The sequence below is a fragment of the Stenotrophomonas sp. STEN035 genome, from assembly GCF_056759935.1.
Map to the genome: position 1 here is coordinate 1 of NZ_JBRRDY010000026.1, position 12,263 is coordinate 12,263.

At 61.5% G+C, this 12,263-nt stretch carries 9 protein-coding genes and 9 tRNA genes; 2 read left to right on the plus strand and 16 right to left on the minus strand.

Annotation, left to right across the window (positions count from 1 at the left end):
• A partial coding sequence (locus ACVOLL_RS14120) for a hypothetical protein (protein WP_481513474.1) occupies positions 1 to 211 on the plus strand: 211 nt, incomplete at its 5' end.
• On the opposite strand, the gene ACVOLL_RS14125 is transcribed toward ACVOLL_RS14120, so the two are convergent.
• The 15 genes from ACVOLL_RS14125 to ACVOLL_RS14195 all read right to left on the minus strand — a co-directional run bounded on the left by ACVOLL_RS14125 (position 178) and on the right by ACVOLL_RS14195 (position 10,174).
• Positions 178 to 2,139 (minus strand): peptidyl-prolyl cis-trans isomerase, encoded by a 1,962-nt coding sequence (locus ACVOLL_RS14125; protein ID WP_481513475.1) that lies wholly within the window; start codon positions 2,137 to 2,139, stop codon positions 178 to 180. The genes ACVOLL_RS14120 and ACVOLL_RS14125 overlap by 34 nt on opposite strands.
• A 127-nt stretch (positions 2,140 to 2,266) precedes the next feature.
• Positions 2,267 to 2,343: transfer RNA gene (locus ACVOLL_RS14130), tRNA-Asp, on the minus strand.
• 83 nt (positions 2,344 to 2,426) lie between these two features.
• Positions 2,427 to 2,503: transfer RNA gene (locus tag ACVOLL_RS14135), tRNA-Asp, on the minus strand.
• Between the two features lie 31 nt (positions 2,504 to 2,534).
• Positions 2,535 to 2,609 (minus strand) — tRNA-Val (locus tag ACVOLL_RS14140).
• Between the two features lie 12 nt (positions 2,610 to 2,621).
• Positions 2,622 to 2,894 carry an HU family DNA-binding protein gene (locus ACVOLL_RS14145; protein WP_481513476.1) on the minus strand — a complete coding sequence of 91 codons (273 nt, stop codon included), beginning with the start codon at positions 2,892 to 2,894 and terminating at the stop codon, positions 2,622 to 2,624.
• Between the two features lie 205 nt (positions 2,895 to 3,099).
• The gene (lon, locus tag ACVOLL_RS14150; protein ID WP_481513477.1) at positions 3,100 to 5,559 is read right to left on the minus strand and encodes an endopeptidase La; all 2,460 of its coding nucleotides are present in this window, start codon (positions 5,557 to 5,559) and stop codon (positions 3,100 to 3,102) included.
• Positions 5,560 to 5,696: 137 nt separating this feature from the next.
• Positions 5,697 to 6,986, minus strand: coding sequence for an ATP-dependent Clp protease ATP-binding subunit ClpX (gene clpX / locus ACVOLL_RS14155; RefSeq protein ID WP_481513478.1), 1,290 nt, complete (start codon positions 6,984 to 6,986; stop codon positions 5,697 to 5,699).
• Between the two features lie 128 nt (positions 6,987 to 7,114).
• Positions 7,115 to 7,741, minus strand: coding sequence for an ATP-dependent Clp endopeptidase proteolytic subunit ClpP (gene clpP / locus ACVOLL_RS14160; RefSeq protein WP_057629317.1), 627 nt, complete (start codon positions 7,739 to 7,741; stop codon positions 7,115 to 7,117).
• A gap of 66 nt (positions 7,742 to 7,807) precedes the next feature.
• Positions 7,808 to 9,103, minus strand: coding sequence for a trigger factor (gene tig, locus ACVOLL_RS14165; protein WP_481513479.1), 1,296 nt, complete (start codon positions 9,101 to 9,103; stop codon positions 7,808 to 7,810).
• A gap of 176 nt (positions 9,104 to 9,279) precedes the next feature.
• Positions 9,280 to 9,364: transfer RNA gene (locus ACVOLL_RS14170), tRNA-Leu, on the minus strand.
• Between the two features lie 158 nt (positions 9,365 to 9,522).
• A tRNA-Lys gene (locus ACVOLL_RS14175) sits at positions 9,523 to 9,598 on the minus strand.
• A 112-nt stretch (positions 9,599 to 9,710) separates the two neighbouring features.
• Positions 9,711 to 9,786, minus strand: a tRNA-Lys gene (locus ACVOLL_RS14180).
• 78 nt (positions 9,787 to 9,864) lie between these two features.
• Positions 9,865 to 9,941, minus strand: a tRNA-His gene (locus ACVOLL_RS14185).
• A gap of 35 nt (positions 9,942 to 9,976) precedes the next feature.
• Positions 9,977 to 10,053, minus strand: a tRNA-Arg gene (locus tag ACVOLL_RS14190).
• A gap of 44 nt (positions 10,054 to 10,097) precedes the next feature.
• Positions 10,098 to 10,174: transfer RNA gene (locus ACVOLL_RS14195), tRNA-Pro, on the minus strand.
• A 140-nt stretch (positions 10,175 to 10,314) separates the two neighbouring features.
• On the opposite strand from ACVOLL_RS14195, the gene ACVOLL_RS14200 reads away from it, so the two are divergent.
• Complete coding sequence (locus tag ACVOLL_RS14200) at positions 10,315 to 11,076, plus strand: Bax inhibitor-1/YccA family protein (protein WP_481513480.1); 762 nt, start codon at positions 10,315 to 10,317, stop codon at positions 11,074 to 11,076.
• A 179-nt stretch (positions 11,077 to 11,255) separates the two neighbouring features.
• On the opposite strand, the gene ACVOLL_RS14205 is transcribed toward ACVOLL_RS14200, so the two are convergent.
• Positions 11,256 to 12,260, minus strand: coding sequence for an isocitrate dehydrogenase (locus tag ACVOLL_RS14205; RefSeq protein ID WP_481513481.1), 1,005 nt, complete (start codon positions 12,258 to 12,260; stop codon positions 11,256 to 11,258).
• Positions 12,261 to 12,263: the final 3 nt, after the last annotated feature.

Below are 12,263 nucleotides of genomic sequence, written 5' to 3' on the forward strand. Positions count from 1 at the left end.
GCTGACGATCCATCAGATTGCGCAGATGCCGATGATTTCATTGCTGTCAGCTTCGCGGCTGACGCCGCTTCCACAAGCGGAAAGGTCAGCGGTAACGCCCCTGCCGAGCATGGCTCGGCACTACACAACAAAAAGCCCGGCTTTCGCCGGGCTTTTGTTTGTTGCTGGCTCAGATGCTCAGAGCTGGGATTCCTGCACCTGCACCTTGTAGCGCTTGCGCATGCCGTCGACATAGGCCTTGGCTGCAGCGGCGCCGTCGATCTGGCTCAGCTGGTCCTTGAGCATGGCCTGCTGCGCTTCCGGCACTTCGGCCGGGTTGCCCGGGGTCACCTTGGTAACCGCGAACACCGCATAGCGCCCCGGCTCCATCTCGACCTTGCCATAGCTCGGCTTGTCGCCGACCGGAGCGGCCACGGTGAACGCGGCACGGTTGGCTTCAGCAGTCGGCATCGGCGCGGTGCGCGGCAGACCCGGCATCGGCAGCAACTGCAGTTGCTCACTGCCAGCCAATGCCTGCAGCGTCTGGCCGGCGTTCAACTTGGCCAGCAGTGCGTCAGCAGCCTTCTTCGAGGCCTCTTCGGCACGGTGCAAACGCACTGCAGCGATCACCTGCTCACGCGCCTGCGCAAGCGGAATCGCCTGCTCCGGGGTGTGTGCGGTGACGCGGACCATGACGGTGTGGTTCGGAGCCAGCTCGATCGGATCGCTGACCGTGCCATCTTCCTTCAGTGCGTCGGAGAACACAGCCTTCAGTACTGCCGGATTGGCGGCGATACCGCTCGCGGTGGCACGGTTGAACGGACCCAGGCTCTGCACCGGCAGGCCAACTTCCTTGGCTGCGCCACCCAGCTCGGTCGGGTTCTTGTAAACCAGATCGACCAGGCGACCACTCAGGTCGTTGAACGCCTTCTCGGTATCGGCCTGCAGCTGCTCGGCAGCCAGCTGGTCACGCACTTCTTCGAACGGACGGCCTTCGCCACCCTTGATCTCGCGCAGCTTCAGCACGTGGTAGCCGAACTCGGTCTTGACCGGGCCAACCACGTCACCGGCCTTCATGGCGAACAGTGCGTCTTCGAATGGCTTGACCATCACGCCCTTCTCAACCCAACCCAGATCGCCACCGGAATCCTTGGAGCCTGGATCTTCCGAGTTGGCCTTGGCCAGCGCAGCGAAGTCGGCACCCGGCTGCTTGGCTTCTGCTGCCAGCTTGGTCGCCTTGGCCTCGGCCGCCTTCTCATCACTGCCCTTGGCAATAAGGATGTGCGAAGCCAGACGCTGGTCGGCGCTGACAAAACGCGCCTTCTCGTCTTCATAGCGCTGACGCAGGGTGGCCTCATTGGCCGCCGTCGCTGCCGGCATGCTGGCAGCGTTGAGCTCGACGTATTCGATGGTGACGCTTTCCGGCTGGCGGAAGTCCTTCGGATGCGCCTTGTACCACTGGTCAATCTCGGAGTCGGTCACTGCTGCGGTATCAGGCGCAACGACCGGCAACAGTGCGAACTCCACATCGCGGGTTTCGCCCAGCAGCTTCAGCAGACGCTCGCTCTCACCCTTGGTGGTGAAGCCCGAGCCGGCCAGCGCCGACGGAATGATCGACTGCTGCAGGCTGGTACGCACCAGCTGCTCGAACATCGCCGGCGTACGCGGCGGCATGCTCTGCGCAAGCGCCAGGCGGTACTGGTCCGGATCGAACTTGCCATCCTTCTGGAACGCAGGAATCGCAGCGATGTAGTCGCGCACGGCCTTGTCGCCGATGACGATATGCGCGTCTTCGGCCGCCAGGCGCACCACCTGCTCGTCGATCAGCTGATCGAGCACGAGGCGTTTGTTCTCGGCGGTTTCAAACTCGCGCGGGTCGAAGTTGTCGCCCTGCTGCTCGCGCGCCTGCATGCGCGCCTGTTCAAAACGGGCGCGGAAGTCCTCGACGCTGACTTCGTGGTGGTTCCAAAGGAACGACATCGGCCACCACGACGGCGCCGAGGTCCACCACGACGGCGGGGCCGACACTTTGGCAACGTTCTGTGCGCCGACGCCACCGAGGTAGCTGTTGTCGATCACAAACAGGAACGGGATCATCAACAGGCCCATGATCACCGTAACGATCCAGCCTGAGGTCTTGTCGCGAAGTTTCTGCAGCATGGGCAAATCGAGGCCTGAGTGGCGAGCCGGGCAGTTTAACCCGCTTCCTGCCCCGCGCCCAACTCGGCCGCTGCCAATAGCGGGCCAAAAAAAAGCCCCCGGCTTGCGCCGAGGGCTTTGAGACATCTGGCGGAGCGGACGGGACTCGAACCCGCGACCTCCGGCGTGACAGGCCAGCATTCTAACCAACTGAACTACCGCTCCACATTTAATTTTTTAGTTTTCCCGCCCTCTTGTGGAGTTTGAGAAAACAAGGCCCCCGATTTTGTCAGGGGCCAATTTGAAACTGGCGGAGCGGACGGGACTCGAACCCGCGACCTCCGGCGTGACAGGCCAGCATTCTAACCAACTGAACTACCGCTCCACACTTTCAAACTGTACTGCAATGCTTAACTTGGTGGGTGCTGAGGGTTTCGAACCCCCGACCCTCTCCGTGTAAGGGAGACGCTCTACCGCTGAGCTAAGCACCCCAGCTGAGCCGCTTAGTTTACAGCGTCTTTCAGAGCTTTACCAGCCTTGAAGGCAGGATTTTTTGCAGCGGCGATTTTGATCTCTTCGCCGGTCTTCGGGTTACGGCCGGTGCGCGCAGCGCGCTCACGAACCTGGAACGTACCGAAGCCCACCAGAGTCACGGCCTCACCCTTCTTCAGGGCCTTGGTGATCTCGGCGATGACGGCATCAACCGCACGGCCAGCTTCAGCCTTGGTCAGGTCAGCAGCACCGGCAACGCCATCAATCAATTCGGTCTTGTTCATTCTGTAAAACTCCCTTTGCGGTAATCCGCGGAATTATTGAGTGGCACCCGTACGTCCCCAAGACGCACGACTGCCGAAGAACCTGCAAACACGCCGACAAAAAACCACTGCCGCGTGAGTCGCACTTTTATACCAGCGCCCCCCTACCCGCGCAAGCTGAAAAGCCTTTAATGACGCGGGTTTTGAGGGGTTTCATGTTCACATTTCAGTGCTTGACGCGGGCCGTGGGAGCTGCCTTCGCCTTGCCGCGAACTGCGACACGCTGCGCACTTTTGCCTGCTTTCTTCGGCGCCAGCGGTGTTGCCAGCGCGATATCCAGCACTTCGTCGATCCACTTCACCGGCACGATGGTCAGGTCGCGGGTGACATTGGCCGGAATATCCACCAGGTCCTTGCGGTTCTCTTCGGGAATGACCACGGTGCGGATGCCGCCGCGCAGCGCAGCCAGCAGCTTCTCCTTCAGACCACCGATGGCGGTAACGCGACCACGCAGGGTGATCTCACCAGTCATCGCCACTTCGGCCTTCACCGGCACCTTGGTCAGCGTGGACACCAGCGAAGTCACCATCGCGATGCCGGCGCTCGGGCCGTCCTTCGGCGTCGCGCCATCGGGCACGTGAAGGTGGACATCGTGCTTCTGCAGGAAGTCCACGTCGATGCCGAGTGCTTCGGCACGTGCACGCACCACCGACAAGGCCGCCGTGGCCGATTCCTTCATCACGTTGCCAAGCTGGCCGGTGAGCGTCACCGCCCCCTTGCCCGGAATCAGCGTCGACTCGACCTGCAGCAGCTCGCCGCCGACTTCCGTCCAGGCCAGGCCGGTAACCAGGCCGATCTCGTTTTCTTCCTCGGCACGGCCGAAGTCGAAACGCTGCACGCCCAGGTACTTGTCCAGGTTCTTCGCGTCCACAACCACCAGCGCCTTCGGCTTCTTGGCCGACTTCTTGGCAGCAGCCTTCTTCACCGGCTGCGGGCCGGCCAGGGCAATTTCCTTCACTACCTTGCGGCAGATCTTGGCGATCTCGCGTTCGAGGTTACGCACGCCGGATTCGCGCGTGTAATAACGCACGATGCCGCGGATGGCATCTTCTTCGATCGCCAGCTCTTCCGCCTTCAGGCCATTGGCCTTGAGCTGCTTGCTGAGCAGGTAGCGCATGGCGATGTTGAGCTTCTCATCCTCGGTGTAACCCGGGATGCGGATCACTTCCATGCGGTCCAGCAATGGGCCAGGAATGTTCAAGGAGTTGGAGGTAGCCACGAACATCACTTCGCTCAGGTCCAGATCGACCTCGAGGTAGTGATCGTTGAAGGCGTTGTTCTGTTCCGGGTCCAGCACCTCAAGCAGCGCCGAGGACGGATCGCCACGGAAATCCATCGACATCTTGTCGATCTCATCCAGCACGAACAGCGGGTTCTTGCTGCCGACCTTGTTGAGGTTCTGCACGATGCGGCCCGGCATCGAACCAACGTAGGTGCGGCGATGGCCACGGATCTCGGCCTCGTCGCGCACGCCGCCCAAGCTCATGCGCACGAACTTGCGGTTGGTGGCCTTGGCGATGGACTGACCCAACGAGGTCTTGCCAACGCCCGGCGGACCGACCAGGCACAGGATCGGGCCCTTCATCTGCTTCACCCGCGCCTGCACGGCAAGGTACTCAAGGATGCGATCCTTGACCTTGTCCAGGCCGTAATGGTCGGCATCCAGCGTGTCCTGCGCGACCTTCAGATCCTTGCGAACCTTGGTGCGCTTCTTCCAAGGCACGCCCAGCAGCCATTCCAGATAATTGCGCACCACCGCGGCTTCGGCCGACATCGGCGACATCTGCTTGAGCTTGTTGAGCTCGTTCTTGGCCTTGGTTTCAACCGGTTTGGGCATGCCGGCTTCGGCGATCTTGCGCGCCAGTTCTTCCATCTCACCCGGCGCTTCATCCAGATCACCCAGTTCTTTTTGGATGGCCTTCATCTGCTCGTTGAGGTAGTACTCGCGCTGGCTCTTTTCCATCTGCGATTTAACGCGGCCGCGGATGCGCTTTTCCAGCTGCTGCACGTCGATCTCGCCGTCGACCAGACCAACCAGCATTTCCAATCGGTCGCCAACCTGCAGGGTTTCCAGCAGCTTCTGCTTGTCGGCCAGACGCACGCCGATATGCGCGGCGATGGTGTCGGCCAGGCGCGCCGGCTCCTCGATACCGGCCAGGGTCTGCAACAACTCCGGCGGCAGCTTGCGGTTGGTCTTGACGTACTGCTCGAACAGCGACATCAGCGAACGGGCAATCGCCTCGATCTCACGCGGCTCGCGCGAATCGTCCGATTCAATTTCCACACCGTGGCCCTGCAGCGAGCCGTCCTTTTCGTAAACTTTGTCCACGGCAACCCGCGACAGGCCTTCGACCAACACCTTGATGGTGCCGTCGGGCAGCTTCAGCAATTGCAGCACCTGCGCCAGGGTGCCGACGGTGTACAGGTCGGCGGCCGCCGGGTCGTCGGTTTCCGCCGACTTCTGCGCAAGCAGCAGGATGCGCTTGTCGGCCTCCATCGCGCGCTCCAGCGCCTGCATGGACTTGTCGCGGCCCACGAACAGGGGGATGACCATGTGCGGGAACACCACCACGTCGCGTAGCGGCAGGACCGGTAGGTCGAGGACTTCGAGTTGGGACTGGGCCATGGGGGCTCCGAGATTCGGTGGAGGCTAAATAAAAAAGCCGATGGCCCCGTTATGGGGCCATCGGCGAGGTGTTGCAAGAGCTGTTGAAAGCTGAACGTGAGCGGCGCAACCGCCTATTCACCCCAGCTTGCCCGGGTTTACTCGCCAGAGGCGGTTTTAGCCGGTTCCGGCGGGGTCTGGTAGACGATGTAGGGCTCGGATTTGTTCTCGATGACCGACTCGTCCACGACCACCTTGCTGACGTTTTCCTGCGAGGGCAGCTCGTACATGGTGTCCAGCAGCACCGACTCGACGATGGTGCGCAGGCCACGGGCGCCGGTCTTGCGCTTGAGCGCCTTCTTGGCGATGGCCGACAACGCATCGGGACGGAACTCCAGCTCCACGTTTTCCATCTCGAACAGCTTCTTGAACTGCTTGGTGATGGCGTTCTTGGGCTCGGTCAGGATCTGGATCAGGGCCGGCTCGTCCAGCTCTTCCAGGGTCGCGACCACCGGCAGGCGGCCAACGAATTCCGGAATCAGGCCAAACTTGATCAGGTCTTCCGGCTCGACTTCAGCCAGCACCTTGCCGATTTCCTGCTTGCGCTCGGCACTCTTCACCTTGGCACCAAAACCAATGCTGCTGGTATCGGTGGAACGGGCCTGGATCACCTTGTCCAGGCCAGCGAACGCGCCGCCGCAGATGAACAGGATGTTCTTGGTGTCGACCTGCAGGAATTCCTGCTGCGGGTGCTTGCGGCCGCCCTGCGGCGGAACGCTGGCCACGGTGCCTTCGATCAGCTTCAGCAGGGCCTGCTGTACGCCTTCGCCGGACACATCGCGGGTGATCGACGGGTTCTCGCTCTTGCGCGAGATCTTGTCGATTTCATCGATGTAGACAATGCCCTGCTGCGCCTTCTCGACGTCGTAGTCGCACTTCTGCAGCAGCTTCTGGATGATGTTTTCCACATCCTCGCCCACGTAACCGGCTTCGGTCAGGGTGGTCGCATCGGCCATGGTGAACGGCACGTTGAGCAGGCGCGCCAGCGTTTCGGCCAGCAGCGTCTTGCCCGAACCGGTCGGGCCGACCAGCAGGATGTTGGACTTGGACAGCTCGACGTCATCGCTCTTGGAACGACTCTCGATGCGCTTGTAGTGGTTGTACACCGCAACCGCCAGCGTGCGCTTGGCGCGGTTCTGGCCAATCACGTACTGGTCGAGCACCTCGAGGATCTCGCGCGGCTTGGGCAGCGAACTGCGCGCGGACTGCGCCTTTTCCTCAAGTTCCTCACGGATGATGTCGTTGCACAGCTCCACGCATTCATCACAGATGAACACGCTCGGGCCTGCGATCAGCTTACGAACTTCGTGCTGACTCTTGCCGCAGAACGAGCAGTACAGAATCTTGCCACTGCTGTCCCCGGTACGACCTTGCCGGTCTTCGCTCATGCTTCGCTTACCCAGTTGCTTCCCCCTCTGAACAGGGGGTTCAATTTCGAGAATAGCACAGGGCCGGAGGGACACCAGTCCGGTTCCGACCCTGCAAAATTAGGCCGATTTTCTGGCCGTTCAACGCATCAGGAGGCCTGGATGCTCTCTTCCGGACGGCGCTCCAGCACCTGGTCCACCAGACCGTAAGCCGCAGCTTCGGCCGCGCTCTTGAAGTTGTCACGCTCGGTGTCGCGGGCGATGGTCTCCAGGTCCTGGCCGGTGTGCTTGGCCAGCACTTCGTTCAGACGCGAACGCAGGGTCAGGATTTCACGGGCGTGGATGTCGATGTCCGTGGCCTGGCCTTGGTAGCCGCCGAGCGGCTGGTGGATCATCACGCGCGAGTTCGGCAGCGCGAAGCGCTTGCCCGGCGCACCGGCAGCCAGCAACAGTGCGCCCATCGAGGCGGCCTGGCCGATGCAGGTGGTGCTGACGTCCGGCTTGATGTACTGCATGGTGTCGTAGATCGCCATGCCGGCCGTGACCACGCCGCCCGGCGAGTTGATGTAGATGCTGATTTCCTTTTCCGGGTTTTCCGACTCAAGGAACAGCAGCTGCGCGACCACAACGTTCGCCATGTGGTCGTCGATCGGACCGACCAGGAAAATCAGGCGCTCTTTGAGCAGGCGCGAATAGATATCGTAGGCGCGCTCGCCGCGGCTGGTCTGTTCGACCACCATCGGAACCATGTTCAGAGCTTTGGTTCGGTTGTCCATTACGTGAGGCACCTATTTTGGGAGGGAACTCCCCGCGCCGCAGCGCGGGGATGAAACACCGCCAGCTTACTGGCGGATAGCTTCCTGGAACGTCAAGGCCTGCTCGGTGTGCTGGGCGCGCTCGGCGATCCAGTCGATCACCTGCTCTTCCATCACACGGTTCTGCAGACCCGACATAAGCTGGGGATCATTGCGGTACATCTCAATGACCTGCTCCGGCTCTTCGTAGGTCGAAGCAATCAGGCGCATGGTTTCGTTCAGGCGCTTCGGGTCCAGGCGCAGCTCGTTCTTGCGGGCCACTTCACCGACCAGCAGGCCGACCAGCACGCGCTTGGCGGCGGCGTCCTTGAAGCCTTCGTGGGCATCGGCCGGCACTTCGCCCGGGTTGCCGCCCTGGCGACGAATGGCATCGATCTGCTGGGCCAGCATCGAGCGGGCTTCGCCCTCGACCAGGCGCGGCGGCAGCTCGACCGAGGAATAGGCGGCGATCAGCTGCTCACCCACTTCGCGGCGCAGGCGGTTCATCAGCGCGCCCTTGAGCTCGCGCTCCAGGTTGGAACGGATGTCGGCGCGGAACTGCTCCACGTCGCCGTTCTTCACACCGAAGCTCTTGATGAAGGCGGTATCGACTTCCGGCATTTCCTGCTCGGACACTTCAACGACCTTGACGGTGACCTGCACGGTCTTGCCCGCCAGCGCCGGCACGCGCCAGTCAGCCGGGAACTCGACGTCCAGGGTCTTTTCTTCACCCTTGGCCAGGCCGATCAGGCCCTTTTCGATCTGCTCGAACATCATGCCCTGGCCGATGATGATGGTGCCCTTCTCGACACCCTCAGCCGGCAGACGCTCGTCGCCAGCCTGCGACCAGGTTTCCAGGCCGACCAGATCACCTTCCTGGGCGCCGCGTGCAACCGGCTTCCAGGTGCGGCGCTGGGCGCGCAGGTTCTCGATCATCTGGTCGATGTCGGCGTCGCTGATTTCGGCGCTGTGGCGCACGACGGTCAGCTTGGTGACGTCGACGTCGCCGAAGTCCGGGATCAGCTCAACGGTGGCAACGAAGTCGAACTCGCCTTCGCCGGCCTTGTCGATGCGCGGGTTACCGGCAATGCGCAGCTCGTGCTGGCGCAGGGCGGCATCAAAGGTCTCGCGCAGCAGGCCGTCCAGCGCCTCGGCGCGCACCTGCGGGCCAAAACGCTGTTCGATCACCTTGGCCGGCACTTTGCCCGGACGGAAACCCTTGATGCGCGCGGTGCGCGCGATTTCGCCCAGACGGCCGCTGATATGCCCCTGCAGACGCTCTTCCGGCAGCGAGAAGCTCAGGCGGCGTTCCAGATTGCCGGTGGATTCGATCGAAGCTTGCATGTTGACTCCTGCCACCGGCGGCAACCGCGCCGGTTCGATGTGATGGATGAAACGGTTGTAGGGCGCGGTTATGCACCGCAGCCCTTTAGTTTGGCCGATATCGCCCGTGGCCGCCAGCGGGCAGACCCATACAGGTTGTCTGAAAAGGCCCGCAGCGGGCAGAGAACACCACTGACTGGTGCGAAAGGGGGGACTCGAACCCCCACGCCTTGCGGCACTGGAACCTAAATCCAGGGCGTCTACCAATTCCGCCACTTTCGCAATACTGACTCAGCGCAGCATTGTTGCAGGAGCGCCAGCAAAGCGGAAGCCGCCTCGCCCGCGCAACCCACCAACAATGAGCGCCTCAACAACGACCGGGCGGCATGCCGCCCCGGCTAAGAAAAAAGCCGCCAGATTTCTCCAGCGGCTTTTTGATTTGGTGGGCTGTCAAGGATTCGAACCTTGGACCTATTGATTAAGAGTCAACTGCTCTACCAACTGAGCTAACAGCCCTGAAACTTCGAGGTGAATTCTACACTACAAGCGTGTTTCATGCACCCGCCCAAAACACTGGGCTTACATAAAAAGAGAAAGCCGCTGGATTGCTCCAACGGCGTTCTTGATTTGGTGGGCTGTCAAGGATTCGAACCTTGGACCTATTGATTAAGAGTCAACTGCTCTACCAACTGAGCTAACAGCCCTGAAAATCAGGAGGCGAATAATGCCGCAACCTGACCTTTATTGCAAGCCCGGATTTCACTCCGATGCCGTTGAAACAGTGGGGTGGCTGAGGGGATTCGAACCCCCGACCACCGGAATCACAATCCGGTACTCTAACCGACTGAGCTACAGCCACCACTGAAACCTTACTCACCTACCGCTTGCACCGAATGGTGCGCCCGACAGGAATCGAACCTGTAACCGCCGGCTTAGAAGGCCGGTGCTCTATCCAGTTGAGCTACGGGCGCTCTGACCGGATTGTCGCACTCCAACACGCGCTTGGTGCGTTGGATGGTCGGGGTAGAGGGATTCGAACCCCCGACATCCTGCTCCCAAAGCAGGCGCGCTACCAGACTGCGCTATACCCCGGCGGTGAATCCTTCCAATGCCCCGGAAAGGTCGGCTATTGTGGGAAAAACGCGCCTACCTGTCAACGGTAAATTTCATTTTGTTTGAATTGGGTATGCTGGCGTCCAATTCCCGCCCACTTCATAGCAACGGAGCATTGCATGCGCAGCGGCAACCCTGCCCTTTCCGATACCACTTTCCTCGACCTTGGCAGCGGCAGCGTGGTGTCACGCGGCGCCGATGCGATGACCATCAACGGTACCGTCAACAAAACCGGCTTCCTGTTGTTGCTGGCCGCATTGACTGCTGCGTTCGCATGGAATGGCACCATCAGCGACAGCGGCGAACTGCTGCCGGCGGCAAAGTTCTACATGTGGGGTGGCCTGATCGTCGGCTTCATCCTGTCGATGGTGACCATCTTCAAGAAGACCTGGGCACCGGTCAGCGCGCCGCTGTATGCACTGGCGGAAGGCCTGTTTCTGGGCTCGATCTCGGCGGTCTACGAAGTGCGCTTCAACGGCATCGTGTTCCAGGCAGTACTGCTGACCTTCGGCACGCTGTTCGCCCTGCTGTTCGCTTACCGCAGCGGGCTGATCAAGGCCACCGAGAACTTCAAGCTGGGCGTGGTTGCAGCCACCGGCGGCATCGCCCTGGTGTATCTGGCGACGATCGTGCTGGGCCTATTCAACATCAACATCCCTTACATCCACGGCTCGGGCCTGATCGGCATCGGCTTCAGCCTGTTCGTGGTGGTGATCGCGGCACTGAACCTGGTACTGGATTTCGACTTCATCGAAAGCGGCGTCGAAGCCGGCGCACCGAAGTACATGGAGTGGTACGGCGCGTTCGGGCTGATGGTCACCCTGGTGTGGCTGTACATCGAGTTCCTGCGTTTGCTGTCTAAGCTGCAGTCGCGCAACTGAGGTTGCTGCAGGTTGTTTGCGAAGGACGCCCATTGGGCGCCCTTTGTTTTGTAGTGCCGAGCCATGCTCGGCAATGGCATTACCGATAAGGCCTCATGCCGAGCATGGCTCGGCACTACGCAAACAAAAACGGAGCGCTTGCGCGCTCCGTTTTTTACCACCAACTACCGCAGCTGCAATCAGACGCGGCTGGCGATGGCCTGGGCGAAGCCCATGGTGGTGCCGGTGCCGCCCAGGTCGCCGGTCAGCGAATCCTTGGCTTCCATCGTGGCAACGATGGCCTTGCGCAGGCGCTCGGCGTTTTCCGGCTGGCCGACGTGGTCCAGCATCTGTGCAGCGCCCAGCAACAGCGCGACCGGGTTGGCCTTGCCCTGACCGGCGATGTCCGGCGCGGTGCCGTGCACGGCTTCGAAGATCGCTGCATCGGCACCGATGTTGGCACCCGGGGCCAGGCCCAGGCCGCCGACCAGACCCGCACACAGGTCGGAGATGATGTCGCCGAACAGGTTGGTGGTGACGATGATGTCGAACTGTTCCGGACGCATCACCAGCTGCATGCAGGCGTTGTCGACGATCATTTCCTGGAACTCGATTTCCGGGTACTTGGCGGCGACTTCGCGCGCCACGTCCAGGAACAGGCCCGAGGTCGACTTGATGATGTTGGCCTTGTGCACGGCGGTGACCTTCTTGCGGCCGGTGCTCTTGGCCAGCTCGAAAGCGTAACGCACGATGCGCTCGGAGCCCTTGCGGGTGATGCGGGTGCCGGAGAACGCGGTCTCGCCGTCGGCCGACACTTCCTGGCCTTCGGCCAGGTAGGCGCCTTCGGTGTTCTCACGCACCGTGATCATGTTGATGTTCTCGTAGCGCGACTTGGTGTTCGGGAACGAGATGGCCGGGCGCACGTTGGCGTACAGGTCGAACTGGCGACGCAGGGCAACGTTGATCGAGCTGAAACCGCCACCGACCGGCGTGGTCAGCGGGCTCTTCAGGGCGACCTTGTTTTTCTTGATCGATTCCAGGGTGGAAGCCGGGATCAGCTCACCGTGCTTTTCCAGCGCGGCCAGGCCGGCGTCAGCGAACTCATAGCTCAGGCCAGCGCCCAGCTTGTCCAGCACGAACAAGGTGGCGTCCATGATTTCCGGGCCGATGCCATCGCCACGGATGACGGTGATTGTCTGCGTCATTTC

Coding starts and splice junctions, on each gene's coding strand:
- ACVOLL_RS14200 (WP_481513480.1), top strand. CDS start 10,315: ATGCGCAGCGGCAACCCTGCCCTTTCCGATACCACTTTCCTCGACCTT.
- lon (WP_481513477.1), bottom strand. CDS start 5,559: ATGGCCCAGTCCCAACTCGAAGTCCTCGACCTACCGGTCCTGCCGCTA.
- clpP (WP_057629317.1), bottom strand. CDS start 7,741: ATGGACAACCGAACCAAAGCTCTGAACATGGTTCCGATGGTGGTCGAA.
- ACVOLL_RS14125 (WP_481513475.1), bottom strand. CDS start 2,139: ATGCTGCAGAAACTTCGCGACAAGACCTCAGGCTGGATCGTTACGGTG.
- ACVOLL_RS14205 (WP_481513481.1), bottom strand. CDS start 12,260: ATGACGCAGACAATCACCGTCATCCGTGGCGATGGCATCGGCCCGGAA.
- tig (WP_481513479.1), bottom strand. CDS start 9,103: ATGCAAGCTTCGATCGAATCCACCGGCAATCTGGAACGCCGCCTGAGC.
- ACVOLL_RS14145 (WP_481513476.1), bottom strand. CDS start 2,894: ATGAACAAGACCGAATTGATTGATGGCGTTGCCGGTGCTGCTGACCTG.
- clpX (WP_481513478.1), bottom strand. CDS start 6,986: ATGAGCGAAGACCGGCAAGGTCGTACCGGGGACAGCAGTGGCAAGATT.